This is a genomic window from Streptomyces roseifaciens (genome assembly GCF_001445655.1).
In the GTDB taxonomy this organism is placed as follows: Bacteria; Actinomycetota; Actinomycetes; order Streptomycetales; family Streptomycetaceae; genus Streptomyces; species Streptomyces aureoversilis.
Map to the genome: position 1 here is coordinate 280,003 of NZ_LNBE01000001.1, position 14,755 is coordinate 294,757.

A 14,755-nucleotide genomic window follows, 5' to 3' on the forward strand; every position below is an offset into this window, starting at 1 on the left:
CGCTTTCCGGCCAGCAGAGGTAATGACTCGGCCAAGCCCGTGAGCAGTCATGCCGGCGCCTTCTTGGTGTGCACCTGCTGCGGCAAAATGCGCGATGTCACTGGCAATTGCGGGCTGTGTGGCCCCACCTCGTTCCGCGCGGGACGGCTCCGGGGTCCCGCGGTGCCACCGCTACGGGGGGTGTGGTCTTGGCAGTGCTGTCCTTACCGATACGGCGCATGCGAGTACTGCGGCGGCAGGGGACGACCGAGGTGGGGTCGGGGTTGCAGCGGGCCCAATCCTTCATGATCGTGGCCACCCTGCTCTACCGGGGGAGCCATCTGACCGTCGGCGTCCTCGCCGTCGTCCAACGCCGGTCGCACCTTCCCCTGCAGTACGTGGGATTCGCCGTGGCCCTGGGCGTCAGCGTGCTCGTCTACGGCACGGCTCTGCGGCGCGGTTGGTTCGACCGGCGGCACATCTGGGCGGACGTCCTCGTGACCGGGTGCGTGCTGCCCCTGGCCCTGTGCGCCTGGGGCGGGGTGCGCGAGCCCGCCACGATCGGCTGGGCGATGCTGCTCGGTGGGTCGGCGAGCGCCGTCGCGGCCATCGCCCTCGAACGGCTCCAGGCCCTCGCCGTGGTCGCGCTCCTCGTGGCGACCCACCTCATCGGCTACCAGGCGGTGGACGCGAGCCCCGCCGTGATCGTCGGCCATCTCAACTCGCTGGTGTCGTCGGCCGTGCTGACCTGGGCCTTCAGGTGGTACCTGCTGCGCCAGGGACGCCTCCTCGACACGGCCAACGCCCGGGCGCTGGCCGCCGAGGCGCACAAGGCGCGCTACGCCGAGCGGCTGGAACACCACCGGGCCCTGCATGACACCGTCCTCGCCACGCTCACCACCCTGGCGGCCGGCGGCATCGACGCCAACGCCCCCGAGGTGAGGGAACGTTGCGCCCGCGAGGCCGCGTACCTGCGCCGGCTGATCCAGCAGACCGCCGACGAGGTCCACCACCGGGAGATCGGAACGGCCCTGGAGGAGGCGGTCGGCTCCGTCGAAGGCCTTCAGCTGCGGGTCACCGCCCAGTACCACGACCTGCCGCAGGTGCCGCCCGAGGTCGCCGCCGCTCTCGGCGCCGCCGTGCGGGAGGCGCTCAACAACGTACGACGGCACGCGGGCACCGGACACGCGTACCTCACCGCGACCGGGGACCCGGACGGGGGCGGGGGAGCCGTCGTCACCGTGGTCGACCGGGGGCCCGGATTCGACCTCGAGCGGTACGAGCCCGGCCTCGGACTGAGCGGTTCGGTCCACGGCCGGATGGCGGAGGTGGGGGGCCGGGCCGTCGTGGACACCGCCCCCGGCGAGGGCGTACGCGTGGAGCTGAGATGGCCCGGGTGATCACGGTCGCGGTGGTCGACGACGACCGGATGCTCCTGGACGGCCTGCGGGCCTGGCTGGGCCGGGTACCGGAGCTGCGGCTCGTGGCGACCGCTGCCACCGTCGGGGAACTCCTCGGCGGGCCGGACGCCTACCTTCCACCCAATGGTCTTTGTGCACACGAAGGTCACCGTCCCGGCGACGCGCACCCTCCGTACGGCTCCGGCCGGCCGGAGTACACCCCGGCCGACGTCGTCCTCCTCGACCTCCTGCTGCGGGACGGTTCCGCCCCCGCCGACAACATCCGGCGGCTGCTGCACACCGGGAGCCGCGTCCTGATGATCAGCACGGTGCCGGACCGCTCCGCGATCATCGAGTCGATCCGTGCCGGTGCCGACGGCTACCTGACCAAGGACCACGACCTGCCGACGCTCGTCGCCGCCGTCAAGGACCTCGCGGAGGGCCGCAGCGCCCACTCCGCGGAACTCGCCTTCGCCTGCGCCTACGACAACAGCCCCGCCCGCCCCCGGCTCTCGCCCCGCGAGCGGCAGATCCTGCTCGACTACGCCTCCGGAATGACCCTCAAGTCCGCAGCCCGGCGCGCGGGCATCACGGTCCACACGGCCAAGGACTACCTGGACCGGGTCAAGGCCAAGTACCAGCAGGCGGGCCGTCCCACGTACACGAAGCTCGACCTGGCCCGGCGGGTGCGGGAGGACAGCCTCGAGGGGGGCTGACCCCCCGGCACCCCCCGGCGCAAGCCCCCCAAACAGACGGCTTCAGAGGCGCTCGCGCCCTCCATAACCTCATCCCCGGGCGGCGCCTCGGACGGCCCGCCGGGAGGGGGACGAGCCGGTGTCCGAATACTGGCCGGCGTTGCCGGACGACGCCTGTACGGCCTGTACTGCCCGCACTGCCTGTACCGCCGCGGAACCGGGAGGCGGCCCTCACACGGGGCGAGGGGAACTCATCGGCCGCCGAACCGAGATGGGAAGGGTCCTGGCCCTGCTGGCCGCCGCCCGGTCCGGGCGGGGCGGCGCACTCGTCGTCACCGGCGAGCCCGGCGTCGGCAAGACCCGGCTCGCTGCCGAGGCCCTCGCCTCGGCAGCCGAGGCGGACATGATCACGGTACGGGGGCGGGCCGGCGCGGTGGGCTCGCCCGTCCCGTACCGGCCCCTGGTCGAAGCGCTGCTCCTGCTGGCCCGCGCCGGCCTGCTGCCGGACCCGGAGGAGCTCGGCGGCTACGGGCCGGTCCTGGCCCGCTTGCTGGGCGACACCCGGGACGACACGGGCCCCGGCACGGCGTCGCCCATCGTGGTCGCCGAAACGATGCTGCGCCTGCTCGCCGTCGTCGGAGGGCGGCGGGGCTGCCTGCTCGTCCTCGACGACCTGCACGACGCCGACGCCGGGACGCTGGCGGTCGTCGAATACCTCCTGGACCACGTCGGCCACCAGCCGGCCGCACTCCTGCTCATCGCGGGGCGCGGACCCTGTGCGGCGGCCGACCTGGTCGCGCGGGCGCACCGGCGCGGGGCCGCGGAGGTTCTCGACCTGCGTCCCCTCAGCCGTCGCGACGTGCACCTGCTCGTCGCGACCGAGCTGGGCATCGCCCCGGCAGAGGTCTGCCCCGAACTCGTCGAGCGCGCCGTGGCAGGCAGCGGCGGGATCCCGTTCGTGGCCAAGGAACTCGTCCACGACCTCGCCGGCGGCCCTGCCGTCCACGACACCCGTACACCGCCCGTCCCCTCCGCCGTCCCCGCCATCGTCGCGGACGACGTCAGACGCCGGGCCGAGAAGCTCGGCCCGCTCGGCGTGGAGTTCCTCAGCATGGCCGCCCTGTTCGGTCAGCGCTTCCCGCTGCCGGTGGTGGAGCACGCGACCGGCCGCGACCACGGGGAGCTGTCCGCGCTCCTGCGCGCCGCGGTCGCCTCGTGCCTGATCACGCCCGACGGCGCGGGTACCCAGTGGTACGCCTTCCGCTACCAGCTGGCGGCCGTGGCCCTGCTGGACGGCCTCGGGCCGGGTGAGCGTGCCGGGTACGCGCGGCGGGCGGTGCACGCCCTGACCGCTCTCCACCCGGGACTCCCCGGAGCCTGGTGCGCACACGCCGCCCGGCTGCACGAGCACGCCGGCGACACCCGCGAGGCCGTCCGCCTGTACTGCGAGGCGGCGGGGCGGGCGATGCGCGAGGGAACGGTGGAACGGGCGGCGGTGCTGCTGGCCCGGGCCCACCGCCGTCTCGGGCCCGATACCGCGCCCGAGGTGCGCGCCACGGTGCTGGAGCGGCTTCTCGACGCCGTCGCCTGCTCGGGACGGGTCGACCTGCTGCCCGCTCCTGCCGCCGTCCTGGACACCCTGCAGGCCGACGGCTTCGCCAGTGGGGAGCACGGCATGCCCACTCCGCGACGTGCCGTGCTCCACGCCCGCCTGAGCGACATCGCCACCCTCATGGGCCGCCCCGCGGAAGCCCTTCGCCACCTGGAAACCGCCCGCCGGCTGCTCGGCAGCCACCCGACCGATGACCACGCCACCCTCGTGGACATCACCGCGGCCCGAGTGGAGCTCGGCCGGCCCGCCCCCGGCCGGCTGCGCACCGCCGCCCGGTTCGCCCGCCGGGCCCTGGACACCGCCCAGCACGTAGGACTGCCGGACGCGGCCTGCAGGGCGCTGCTGTTGCTCGGGCAGCTGACCCGTGAACAGGACGAGCTGATGGCGACGGCCCACTTCATACAGGCCCGCGCGATCGCCCTCGCCCACCGGCTCCCCGTGCACCGCATGTCCGCCGAGGTGTACCTGGCCGCTGCCACGGCGAGCCTCGACGGCCGGCCGGCCCGTGTCGAGCAGACCCGCCAGGAGGCCCTGCGGATGGGCCTGCGGCCGCTGGCGCACGAAGCCGGCTACGTGCTGGCGCTGGAGCGGATCCGGCGCTGTGAGTTCAACGCGGCCCGGGACCGGATCCGCGAGGGGGCGGCGGATGCGGAACGGCTGGGCCTGGGCCGGCCCCTGGCCATGATGCGGCTCGTCGAGGCCGTACGGTGCGCCCACCAGGGTCGGCGCGCCGAGATGGAGGAGGCGCTGGAGCGACTGGCTCCGCTCGTCGACGCCGGGCCCGGCCTGCGAGCGATGGCCTACGGGGCGGCCCGGGCGTTCTGCTCGCTGCTGGAGGAACGGCGCGAAGCCGCCGGGCAGGAGTTCGCGCAGGCGCTCGCCTACGACGCGGAGAACCCCGCGACCGGCGACTTCGGGAAACACGGCATCGTCCTGCTCCTCGGCGTCCTGGCAGGACGGATGGGCCGGGGGCACCACACCGACGCCGTGGAGGCAACCGTCGGCGGGACCCGCTGGAACCAGCAGTTCACGGGCCTGGCCCACGCCGTGCTGCTCGGCCGGGAGGGCCGCTCCGACGAGGCGACGGCCGCCGCGGGCAAGGCGCTGGAGGCGGCCGGACCCTACCCGATGGCGCGCCGCCTGGGTCTGCGTCTGGTCGCGCAGGCGGCCCACAAGGACGGCTGGGGCGCGCCGGTCGAGTGGTTGCGCGAGGCGGAGGAGTACTTTCACGGAGCCGGCCTCCCGGCGGTCGCCGGTGCGAGCCGGGCCCTGCTGCGCGGGATGGGCGCCTCGGTCCGGCAACGGCGCACGGGTACGGAGCAGGTGCCGCCGGAACTGCGCCGCTGCGGCATCACCGTCCGCGAGTTCGAGGTGGCCCGGCTGGTCGCCGAACGGATCGCCAACAAGGACATCGCCGGCCGTCTGCACATCTCGCCGCGCACCGTCGAGAAGCACGTGTCGAGCCTCCTCCAGAAGACCGGCCACCCGAACCGGAGGGCGTTCGCCACCGCCACCCGCGATCTGGTTCCGTAAGGCCTGCCGTCCGGCGCGGTGCGTTTCCGCGCCCCCGGCCGGACGGACCTAGGGGAGCGCGGCGGCCCCGGCCAAGGTCACCACCCGGTCGAAGCGGTCGTCGAGCTCCTCGTCCCCGTGGTGCACGACGAGCAGGGCGCGTCCCCCGGTCCGCTCGCGCAGCATCCGGAACACCAGCTCCTTGCCGTGCTCGTCGAGGTTCGCGAACGGCTCGTCGGCGAGGTACGCGTCCGCGTCCTCGCACAGGAGCGCGGCGATCCCGACCCGCTGGCGCTGGCCGGACGACAGCTCAGAGGGCAGCTGGTCGGCCTGCCCGGCCAGGTCCATCGCGGCGCGGAGCCGCTCGTCGGGGACCAGGTCGCGCACCGGCAGCGGGGGAAGGCTCACCGGCGCGGTCAGGCTCGCGACTCGGGGCGGCAGCGTGACCGACCCGGCGTCGGGGGCGAGCGTCCCGGAGACGATGTGCAGGAGCGTGGTCTTCCCGCAGCCGTTGGGACCGCGGAGCAGCACGTGCTCGCCGGCGCGCAGCTCGAACCCGTCGATCGACACCTCGGCCCCGTCTCCGTAGCCGACCCGGGCCCCGCGGATCTGCACCAGGGCACCTTCGTCGTGGTACGGATGCTCCCGGGAGTCCCGCAGCGACTCGATCCGCTGGAGGACGGCGGTGCTCCGGCGGGCCTGCGGGATCATGTTGATGAGGTCGAACATCCCGGTCACCGCCCGCCACAGCGAGTTCACGAAGGCGAGGAAGCTGCCGAACGACATCCGCCCGGAGAAGACGAAGAAGGCTCCGATGACCATCGAAGCGGTGTCCGACAGGTTCATCACCAGGTCGCTGAGGGTGCGCTGGCTCTGGGACAGACGGAAGTTGACGAAGGTGATGCCGAGGAATCCGCGCAAAGCGTCCTGGTTCGCCGCGCGGGTGCCCGGCACCAGCGACGGCAGACCGCGCAGCGCGGGGAAGGCCTCCAGCGTCCGGGTCAGCACGTTGACGTAGCGCGCCTCCGCCTCGCGTTCGGGCCCGGTGTTCTTCTCGATCCGCTTGCCCAGCCGGTTGCTGACGAGCACCAGCGGCGGCACGATCACCAGCAGAATGAGGCCGGCCTGCCAGGACAGGTACACCAGCACACCCAGGAAGACGACCGATGTGACCGCCTGGCGCGCGATGCGGAGGGAGACGTCGACGGCCGGCAGGACGCCCTGGGAGACGTCGTTGTGGATGCGGCTGACGTACGAGGCGTTGCCCGCCTCCGACACCTTCCGGCCGTCCAGGCCCAGCGTGCGGCCCAGCAGCTCCGTCTCCAGCACCAGCATGAACGCGTTCTCGAACCGCTTGCGGCGGCAGGCGATCCAGTACCCCGTGCCGTTGAGGGCCAGCCCCAGCAGGAGGTAACCGAAACCGAGGACGAGGAACCGCCCGAAGTCGGCGGTCAGGATCGCCTGGTCGAACAGGGCCTTCAGCAGCAGCGGGTGCAGCAGGGCCTCGAGCCCGCTCATGCCCGCCTCGGCGACGAGGATCACCGCGTACGGAGCGCGGCGACCCCGCAGGGTGTGCCACAGCTGCTTCACCGCCCGACCTCGTCCAGCAGGAAGTCGGCCGTGCCACCGGTGTTCACGCGATGGAGCACCCGCAGCACGCCCGCCGAGCCGGTCAGGTAGTCGGTGGAGCAGCGCAGCAGCCCCTCACCGGGAAGGCCCAGAAGGGTCCGGCCGTCCTCGCGCGGCAGCGCGAAGCGTTCGGCGGGCTCGAAGAGGAAGACCCTCCGGACGAAGTTGAGCTGGCGCAGCGCCGTATCGCGGTACGAACGGTCGCCGGTGAACTCCGCCGCGTCCAGCAGGGCGTCCGCGACCCCGCTCATGCCGAAGCCGTACCCCGGCAGCACCGCGTACCTGACGTCCAGGCCGCGCAGGACGGTGCGTGCCGCGTCGTGGTCCCCGTAGCGCAGCAGCACCTGCGCCACGCCCGCGGATCCCACCTCGACGTACGGCTCCATGGTCCCTTCGTGCTCGAACATGATCGGGCCGTTGCCGTTGCCGTTGCCGTTGCCGTTGCCATTGCCGTCGATGGGCTTGGCGTGGGCCATCTCCCAGGCGAGAGCCTCCCGCCCGAGTCGCAGGTAGTGCTCCTCTCCCATGATCTGGTGCATGCGCAGCAGGAACATCGCGACACCGGCCTGCCCGAAGCCCAGGCCGGTCAGCGGCCCCTTGGCGGAGAATTCGTTCAGCCAGTGGGCGCGCCCGCCGTCACGCAGCGCCGTGTCGCAGAGCACGCGCGCGCACTCCCGGGCCGCGGCCAGATCGCGCGGGTCCTGGCCGCGCAGGAAGAAGCGGAGGTTCGTCATCCCCACTCCGGCGAGGCCGTAGTAGAAGGTGTGGTCGCCCTTCTCCACCGCGCGCCGGTTGGCCTGGGCCAGCAGCTCCCTGGCCTGCGTCCCGAGACCGAGCGAGCCGGCGGCCCAGGCGATGCCGGACAGGCCGTTCATGAGGCCGTCCGGGTACCGCGCCACGTCGATGCCCGCCAGTCTGTCGATCAGCCAGTCGCGCCATTCGGGCCGGATCGTGATGCCGGAGGCGTTCAGCGCCCACAGGACGCCACTCGCCCCGAAGCCCAGGCTCAGCGGGTTGGTGACGTGGGCGAAGGGGTCCACGGGGAAGAGCGTGTCCCGGCCGGTGTCGGCGACGGCCTCGACGAACGCGGCCACCCCCGCCTCCGCGTCCACCAGCCCGAGCCGCTCCTCGACGACCGGGCGCGGTGGTGCCGCCTCGACCTGGCGGAGCAGGTCCGCCTCGTCCTCCAGGGCCTCCAGCACGCCGGTGAGACCGATGCGGTTCCGGGCCAGGTCGGTGATCAGCCGGTGAACGCGCTCCGGCCAGCCCAGACCCTCGGTGATGAAGATCCGGTACAGGTCGAGGACGTCCTCGCGCAGGTACGACATCGCCGCGATCGGGAAGACGAAGTACGCCATGGTGGACGCCAGGGCGTACCGGTCGCCCTCCGGCCCGTACGCCTTGAACCGGTTGCGGGAGAGGCTGAACCCCGGTGTGTACAGCTCGACGGGCTTGCTCAGGTCTGCTTCGCCGGCATCGGTGTCGGCCAGCCGGCAGGCCTCCAGGTCGACGATGGTCACCTCGTGGGTGTCCGGGTCGATGAGCAGGTTCGCGGCGGTGAAGTCGGCGAGGATCACACCACGGTCGTGCGCGGCCCGGATCGCGCGCGCCAGCCCGCGGAAGACGGCGAGGAAGATCCGCAGGTACTCGCGCGACCGCTCGACGTCGAACCCCGGTCGCGCGAGAGGGTTGTGTTCGAGCAGCACCGAGCGCATGTCGGTGCGGTCGATGAACTCCTCGGCGATGTAGTGGTGCTCCCAATGGCGGAACCTCGCGACCGGAGCGGGGAACGCGCCGACGTCGGCCAGCCGGTTCAGGAACATCCACTCGCGGTCGAGGATGTCCACCGCGTCGTGGTCCCGGCGGGGGTTGAGGTTGGTGTGGGGGCGGGCTTCCTTGAGCACCACCGGCCGGTCGTCGTCCTCCGTGTCCTCGGCGGTGTACACGCCGCCGCTGTTGGAGAACTGGAGCGCTCCGGTCACCCGGAAGCGGCCGCCGAGCAGGCCGTCCCCGTCATCCGCCTCGTCCTCGTCGGCGGGCTTCCAGTCGCCGAACGGCCAGGGCGCCCAGTCCGGGTGGGCGTACCCCGGGCGCCGGTCGTCCGGGACGGGGCCGTCCGGTCCGAGGATCCTTGGCAGGCGCCGCCCGAGGACGTCGACGGTGTGGGTGTCGAGGAACTGGCCGTAGCGGAAGTAGAGCGCCTTGCAGTCCCGGTAGCGCAGGTCCGACAGTACGTAGGCTCCCTCCATGCCCTCCAGGAGGCGGGCCAGGCCGGCCAGGCACGCCCTGAACTCGTCGTCATCGTGCGGGTAGACGGTGACGAGCTTGCCGCCGCTGCCCCGGGACATGGCCTTGGAGTTGAGCATCTCGAAGACGTTGAGGTCGAGAGCGATCTTGAAGTCGATCGCGTGCTCCGTCAGGTACCCGATCACCGAGGCGGCGACCTCGCGTACATGGCGGTGGCCCGACGACACGTGGATCTTCCAGCCTTGCGCCGGCAGGTCCGGGTCGTGCCGGTGACTCCACCAGATGCCGCTGCGGACGAACCGGGCCCGCAACTTCTCGTCGAACCCGGCGAGGAAGTGGTCCGCACTCGGCTCGTAGGAGACGTCGAGCGGGTCGAAGAACAGCGTGTTGTCCCACGCGAAGAGGAAGCGGTAGACCCATCGTTCGTTGCGCATGTCAGCCTCTGTGATCGTGCGAGGGCCGCGGGCGCAGCGGCCGGTGGGAACGGCGGAGTCCGTGCGGAGGCTCGGCAGGCCCCCGCACGGATCCGTCAGGTCACTCCGGGGTACCCGGGTCTTCCATGGACCTGCAGCAGTTGCTGCCGCTGCTCGTCAGGCTGACGGTGGCAGCAGCGCTCTGCGTGGTGCGGGCCTCCATGTTCTGAAGCTTGAGGACGCTCATCCGGATCACCTCCTCGGAGGGTCGAGTGCGCGGAACGCACGGCTGAAGTCGGGTCCGTACCGGCCGATCGGCACGCCTCACTCAACGCCATCCGCGTCACTCGTACATGGGTGCTGCCCGCGCACAATCCCGGCCCGCGCCCCCACGGAAAGCCGGCCCTTTCGGTGGGGTGAATGGTGGTGGTCACCACTCCTGCGCGCACAAGTGGAGGGGTTCTCCTGCCGGAGCAGGAGAACCCCTCCACCCGGTACTCCTCAAGGGGGTGACGATGTCCGTCAGCCGAAACACCCGAGCGTCTCGTCGAAGCCCGCGCAGCGCCACTTGCCCCACCAGTAGCAGCCTTCGCCCGTCACCTTCAGGCACTTGTTGTCACCGAAGATGCCCACGGTGAGCTTGCCCCAGACGACCCCCAGGCGCTTCTCCCAGTTGACGCTGTTCATCTTGGAGGTGAGGTGGAAGCCTTCCGACCAGATCACCTTGCCGGAGAGCTTGATTCCCACCTCCGCGCGCACGGTCCACTCGCTGCCGCCACTGAACTCGAGGCCGCCGTAGACGCTGATGGGGCCGATGACCTGGAACTCCCAGGGCTCCCACCTGTCGCTCTCGCCTGACACCGACTTGATGATCGTGGGTGGCTCGACGCCCTCGGCCTCGAAGCGCTGCGCCTCCGAGATGAAGCGCTGTTTCACCTCCTCGGCGGTGGTGTCGGGCTCGTCGTCCTTCTTCCGTTCGTTGATGGCTCGGGCCAATTGGTCCCAGACGCCGGGGTCAATCCCTTGGAGTCCGGTAGCGGGATCGGTTGCCATGGTCCCTTTTCCCTTTCCCTCCGCGGTCGGCAGTACCACGCGCCAGGCGCGTGCATTGCACACCTGCCCGGATCGGCTGGCGCAAGCCTCAACCCTCATCTATTCACAACAAAGCATGAAGATTCGCTCATGTGTGTGCGGCGTGAAAGGGACGGTATCTCCACCTGCGGGCCGCTGGGCGCGGGTGTACGCGCGGGGTACACCCGCCGTTCTCATGCGCTACGGATCGCACGGCCGGAACGTGAGCCGGCACCTGCTCCTCACCCGTGCGGGACGACGGCGACAGGGCAGGCCGCGTGGTGCAGCGCCGTGTGGCTGACCCGGCCCAGGTGCAGTCCCCGGTGGTCCTGCCGCCGGGAGGCGCCCAGCACCAGCAGGCAGGCGTCCTCCGACGGCCCGAGCAGCGCCCTGTGGGCGGGACCCTCGACGACCGTGCGTCGGATCGTGACCTGGGGGTACTCGCTCTGTGCCGCGCCGAGCACCTCCTCCAGGACGTCGGTGGCCTGATCCGCGTAGACGCGTACGCTGTCGTCCAGGACCATGAGCGGGTCCGTGGGCTGCTGCGGCGCGCGCCAGGCCCGTACGGCCTCGACCTCGCATCCCCGCCCTTCGGCCTCGCGCAGGGCGAAGCGCACGGCGGCGGCCGCCTCCGCCCCTTCTTCGACGCCGACGACGACCTTGTGGGCCGTGCCGCGTATGTTGCGTTCCTCTCCGCGTACGACCGTGACCGGGCAGTGTGCGCGGCCCGCCACGGCGAGACTCACCGACCCCAGCAGCATTCCTCTGAGCACTCCCCGCCCCGAGGAACCGGTGACCAGCGCGGCTGCCTGCCGTGACTCTGCCACGAGCGCATCCGCCGCATCGCTCGGCACCGTCACGGCATCCACCTTCAGGTCCGGGTACAGCTGTCCGGCGCGCTGCCGGGCCAGGGTGATGACGCGCTCCGCCATGAGGTCGTCCGCGGGCCGTTCACCGCTGAACGACGGTACGGGCCCCTCGTAGCGCTCCCACAGCGAGGCGTGGACGACGCGCAGGGCGAGCCCGAAGCGAGCCGCTTCCTCCACCGCCCAGTCGAGCGCCGCGAGGCTGCCGTCGGAGCCGTCGACACCGACGACCAGAGGAAACTCCATCTCTCCCACCGCCTCGCGCAGAAAAGGGTCCCTTCTCTGCCCATGATCCTGCTTCATCGGTGATTGCGTCACGGGACGCCCGGCGACCCCCGCCTCCCCACGCCGCGTGAGGTTCGAACCCGCCCGCGCAGGAAGCGCGGGGAACCCCACCTCCGCACGCCCGGGCCACCGGCTTCCGAGGGCGCGGTTCCGAGCCCACTATCAGGGCGAAGGCTGAAAACGAGAGAGGGAAACCCGTGAAATCGAGGAACTTCCGCCTCGCCCCGGCGGTGGCGGTGGCGGCGGGACTGCTGTTCGCCGGCACGGCGGGGGCGGCTGTCGCGGCTCCGTCGGACGAGTCCCCGCCCCCGGCGAGCAGCGCTCCCAGCGAGGAGGCGCATGCCGACTGGAAGCCGGGCGCCTGGTACGACGACGAGGCGGCCTGCAAGAAGGCCGGCGAGCAGGGCAAGAAGGACAACAAATGGCGTGAGTACCGCTGCAAGCGCGAGGAAAGGCACCCCGGCCAGTACGACTACCAGTGGCATCTGTACTACCGCGCTTAGCAGAACGGAACGGCCGGTACGACGCCCTGCCCTCCGGGCGACGCCTGGAGGGTTCGTGCGGCAACGTGCCCCGAGGGCGGGGGAGCGCCGCGCGTCGTGATCTCTCCGGGAGGTCAGAAGTCGTAGGGCTTGGCGGTGTTCCAGTTGGTGACCTCGGCGTCGGTCCAGGTGAACTTCGACGGCAGGTCCTTGTCGTCGAAGGAGGTCAGCTCGCTCGCCGGGCCCGTGTCGCCCGTCTCGTCCCGCATGGCGATGCTGAAGCTCTGGGAGGTGTGGGCACCGGCGCCATCGGTGAAGAGGCTCACGGCCGAGTAGACCTTGCCGCCGGGCCGGACCGTGATACGGGTGGCGCCGCCCGGGGCGTCCTTGGCCGAGTGGGGCAGGACGTTCGAGGTATCGCCCAGGATGACGGACGGGTACGAGGTGAGCCAGCACGGCTGCGGGTCCGTGTTCGTCGCCGCGATGAGCAGGTGCTCTCCCTGCTGCTGCGGGAAGCGGTGCAGGACGGAGTAGGACATCTCGTCGCCGTTGCACGCGCGGGTGCCGGCGGAGCCGCCGTCCTGCGCTGCGCTGGCCGGGCCGCCGAAAGCGGCCAGGGCCATGGCCAGCGCTGCGGTGGCCGTAGCGGTCAGGGCGGTGGTATGGGTCCGGGATGTATGCATGAGGCTGCTCTCCAAGTGGTTGCGCAATCTGCACCGCTGTGCCGCTGTGCCGCTGTGAGCGCCAGTTTGGGTGCTTGCGCTGGCGTTCGGCTCACGCGCGACTCACGTCTCGCTGATGCGCCGGCGCCGCGAGACGGCGCCCACTCACTCACTCCCGAGCCGTGAGCCGCGGCTACGCGGCCGGGGCCAGGCCGAGGGCGGGGGCGGTCAGTTCGTAGGCGTGTCCCGCACGGAGCACCTTGGCTTCGCCGAAGGGGCGCCCCATCAGCTGCATGCCGATCGGCATGCCCGCCGTGTCCCGGCCGACCGGCACGGTCAGCGAGGGGACGCCGGTGATGTTGGCGGGGGCCGACAGCCGCACGTAGGCATCGGAGACGCTCTCCACGCTCCCGTCGCCCCAGGTCACGGTGGACCGGCCCGCCTCTACGGCGGTGAGCGGCACGGTCGGTGCGGCGATCACGTCGACCGTCTCCAGCATCTCCCTCCAGGCCTGCCGCATGAGGGTGCGGGCGCGCTGGGCCCGGAGGTAGTCCCCGGCGGTCATGAGCTCGCCCGCCTCCAGGAGCACGCGGACGTCGGCCGCGTACAGGTCGGGCACCGCCCGCAGGGTCCGCTCGTGATAGGCGGAGGCCTCGGGCACCATCAGGCCCCACTGGGTCGGCTGGATGTAGCGCGTCATCGGGATCTCGACCTCGACGAGACGGGCGCCGAGGTCCTCCAGCCGGCCGATCGCCCGGCGCACGGAGGCTTCGATCCGGGGGTCCACCCGGTCGAAGTAGTAGTTGCCCGGCACGCCGACCCGAAGTCCCGTCAGATCTGTGCCGGCGCCCGGCCGGTAGTCCAGGGCCGGGGCCGCGACGGACGCGGGGTCGCGCGGGTCGTGTCCGACCAGGGCGGCCAGGACCAGCGCCGCGTCCTCCACCGTGCGGGTGAGGGGGCCGACGTGATCGAGCGACCAGGCCAGCGAGGTCACGCCGTACCGGGGCACCAGCCCGTACGTCGGCTTCAGGCCGACGACTCCGTTCAGCGCGGCGGGCACCCGGATCGACCCACCGGTGTCGGTGCCCAGGGCGAAGGTGGCGGCCCCCGCGGCCACGGCGACGGCCGAACCGCCGCTGGAGCCGCCGGCCACCCGCTTCGGGTCCCAGGCGTTGGCGGTCTGAGGAGTGGTCAGGCCGTAGGCGAATTCGTGCGTGTGGGTCTTGCCGACGAACGCCACGCCGGCCGAGGCGAGGCGTGCGGCGACCGTGCTGTCGGTCTCCGCCCGGTGACGTGCCCGCACCCGGGAGCTCGCCGTGGTGGCCATCCCGGCCACGTCGATGAGGTCCTTCAAGCCGGCGGGTATGCCGTGCAACGGACCTCTCGGAGCGTTACCGGCGAGCTCGCTCTCCGCCTTTCGCGCAGCCTCTCGCGCGTGGTCCGCCGTCACCGTGGTGAAGGCCCTCAGGCGCGGCTCGACCTGCTCGATGCGCCCCAGCACCGAGTCCACCAGCTCGACCGGCGAGATCCGCCGGGTGCGTACGGCCTCGGCCGCGCCGGCCACGGTCAGTTCGTACGGCTCGCTCGGCTGGCGCTGCTCGTACGGCTTGTGCTGTTCAGACGGCTGCATCGTGCTGCTCCCATCCCGCGCGGTACGCGGCGGACGGCGGTGTGTCGCCGAAGTCCAGCTCGCGCAGGACGGAGACGACGGAATGGATGTGGTCGGCGGTGGCGGCCACTCCCGCGTGGCGATCCCGTACCAGCGGAAGCCCGGATCGTGCGGCCCAGCGGGCGGCTTCGGGTGGAGTGAGGTCGGTGAAGGGCATGCGGTGCCTTCCTGGCGCTAAAGCTAACAGCTTGCGTTAGTGGAAGGTAGGGCCTACGGTCACTTAAAGCAAACCA

Annotated in this window: 12 protein-coding genes; 4 read left to right on the top strand and 8 right to left on the bottom strand. The window is 71.9% G+C overall.

Annotation, left to right across the window (positions count from 1 at the left end; genetic code table 11):
• Positions 1 to 263 precede the first annotated feature (263 nt).
• The 3 genes from AS857_RS01140 (at position 264) to AS857_RS01150 (ending at position 5,219) form a co-directional block, all read left to right on the top strand.
• Positions 264 to 1,379, top strand: a complete 1,116-nt coding sequence (locus tag AS857_RS01140; RefSeq protein ID WP_216823927.1) for a sensor histidine kinase — start codon at positions 264 to 266, stop codon at positions 1,377 to 1,379.
• On the top strand, positions 1,367 to 2,095 hold the full coding sequence (locus AS857_RS01145) for a transcriptional regulator (protein WP_058041184.1): 729 nt from the start codon (positions 1,367 to 1,369) through the stop codon (positions 2,093 to 2,095). The genes AS857_RS01140 and AS857_RS01145 overlap by 13 nt, the downstream gene beginning before the upstream one ends.
• A 118-nt stretch (positions 2,096 to 2,213) precedes the next feature.
• A complete protein-coding gene (locus AS857_RS01150) occupies positions 2,214 to 5,219 on the top strand; it encodes a LuxR family transcriptional regulator (RefSeq protein ID WP_275477337.1) in 3,006 nt (1,001 codons plus the stop codon).
• A 48-nt stretch (positions 5,220 to 5,267) separates the two neighbouring features.
• Here the strand turns inward: AS857_RS01150 and AS857_RS01155 are convergent, their stop codons facing one another.
• The 5 genes from AS857_RS01155 to AS857_RS01170 form a co-directional block, all read right to left on the bottom strand.
• Complete coding sequence (locus AS857_RS01155) at positions 5,268 to 6,788, bottom strand: ATP-binding cassette domain-containing protein (protein ID WP_216823928.1); 1,521 nt, start codon at positions 6,786 to 6,788, stop codon at positions 5,268 to 5,270.
• Positions 6,785 to 9,508, bottom strand: a complete 2,724-nt coding sequence (gene lanKC / locus AS857_RS01160) for a class III lanthionine synthetase LanKC (protein WP_058041186.1) — start codon at positions 9,506 to 9,508, stop codon at positions 6,785 to 6,787. Before lanKC ends, AS857_RS01155 begins: the two co-directional genes overlap by 4 nt.
• A gap of 100 nt (positions 9,509 to 9,608) precedes the next feature.
• On the bottom strand, positions 9,609 to 9,734 hold the full coding sequence (locus AS857_RS40565) for a class III lanthipeptide (protein WP_206329663.1): 126 nt from the start codon (positions 9,732 to 9,734) through the stop codon (positions 9,609 to 9,611).
• Positions 9,735 to 10,009: 275 nt separating this feature from the next.
• Positions 10,010 to 10,540: a hypothetical protein gene (locus AS857_RS01165; protein ID WP_144440677.1), complete on the bottom strand. Its 531-nt coding sequence runs from the start codon at positions 10,538 to 10,540 to the stop codon at positions 10,010 to 10,012.
• Between the two features lie 260 nt (positions 10,541 to 10,800).
• Positions 10,801 to 11,670, bottom strand: a complete 870-nt coding sequence (locus tag AS857_RS01170; RefSeq protein ID WP_058041188.1) for a universal stress protein — start codon at positions 11,668 to 11,670, stop codon at positions 10,801 to 10,803.
• 236 nt (positions 11,671 to 11,906) lie between these two features.
• Here AS857_RS01170 and AS857_RS01175 point away from each other — a divergent pair, with 236 nt between their 5' ends.
• The gene (locus AS857_RS01175; protein WP_144440678.1) at positions 11,907 to 12,212 is read left to right on the top strand and encodes a hypothetical protein; all 306 of its coding nucleotides are present in this window, start codon (positions 11,907 to 11,909) and stop codon (positions 12,210 to 12,212) included.
• Positions 12,213 to 12,325: 113 nt separating this feature from the next.
• On the opposite strand, the gene AS857_RS01180 is transcribed toward AS857_RS01175, so the two are convergent.
• The 3 genes from AS857_RS01180 to AS857_RS01190 all read right to left on the bottom strand — a co-directional run bounded on the left by AS857_RS01180 (position 12,326) and on the right by AS857_RS01190 (position 14,679).
• Complete coding sequence (locus AS857_RS01180; RefSeq protein ID WP_063804129.1) at positions 12,326 to 12,874, bottom strand: DUF4232 domain-containing protein; 549 nt, start codon at positions 12,872 to 12,874, stop codon at positions 12,326 to 12,328.
• A 172-nt stretch (positions 12,875 to 13,046) separates the two neighbouring features.
• Complete coding sequence (locus AS857_RS01185; RefSeq protein ID WP_058041191.1) at positions 13,047 to 14,483, bottom strand: amidase; 1,437 nt, start codon at positions 14,481 to 14,483, stop codon at positions 13,047 to 13,049.
• A complete protein-coding gene (locus AS857_RS01190) occupies positions 14,470 to 14,679 on the bottom strand; it encodes a hypothetical protein (protein WP_058041192.1) in 210 nt (69 codons plus the stop codon). The genes AS857_RS01185 and AS857_RS01190 overlap by 14 nt, the downstream gene beginning before the upstream one ends.
• Positions 14,680 to 14,755 lie beyond the last annotated feature (76 nt).